We start from the raw sequence: 614 nt of genomic DNA on the forward strand, positions 1-614 counted from the left end.
TTGCACGTGAATCTTGTTATCAAACGTTACTCAGTTTTGAAAGAATAACTTCTTTCAACCAATTGCATATTGTCTGGTGATGATGGCAAAGAGGTCACACCCGTTCCCATGCCGAACACGGAAGTTAAGCTCTTTAGCGCCGATGGTAGTTGGGGGTTTCCCCCTGTGAGAGTAGGACGTTGCCAGGCAATGCAATTATACATATTGAATGCATTACTTATTATTGTCGCGGGCTGGAGCACGCTCGAATAAGCTTCTCCGAAACCGCATCAGCGTAACGATCGAGCTGCTTCTTGGCTAAGCTTCCTGAGATCGGGACGGTCCATGCTCTAAATGAGCATCGAAAAACAGTATAACTTATTATTGTCGCGGGGTGGAGCAGTCTGGTAGCTCGTCGGGCTCATAACCCGAAGGTCGCAGGTTCAAATCCTGTCCCCGCAACCAAAATGGTCCCGTGGTGTAGCGGTTAACATGCCTGCCTGTCACGCAGGAGATCGCCGGTTCGATCCCGGTCGGGACCGCCATTTATGTAAACAACAACGAAACGATTAGGTTTCGTTTTTTTTATGCTCTTTTTGAGGTAGACACTGGACGAAACTTGGACAAACTAGATA

The 614-nt window shown here is 47.7% G+C and carries 2 tRNA genes and 1 rRNA gene; all 3 read left to right on the forward strand.

Annotated features, from left to right (window positions below):
* Nucleotides 1-72 precede the first annotated feature (72 nt).
* The 3 genes from rrf (at nt 73) to AZ46_RS19695 (ending at nt 524) form a co-directional block, all read left to right on the forward strand.
* Nucleotides 73-188 (forward strand): 5S ribosomal RNA (rrf, locus tag AZ46_RS19685).
* 179 nt (nt 189-367) lie between these two features.
* A tRNA-Met gene (locus tag AZ46_RS19690) sits at nt 368-444 on the forward strand.
* A gap of 4 nt (nt 445-448) precedes the next feature.
* Nucleotides 449-524, forward strand: a tRNA-Asp gene (locus AZ46_RS19695).
* Nucleotides 525-614 lie beyond the last annotated feature (90 nt).

This window comes from Metabacillus indicus LMG 22858 (assembly GCF_000708755.2).
Classification (GTDB): Bacteria; Bacillota; Bacilli; order Bacillales; family Bacillaceae; genus Bacillus_P; species Bacillus_P indicus.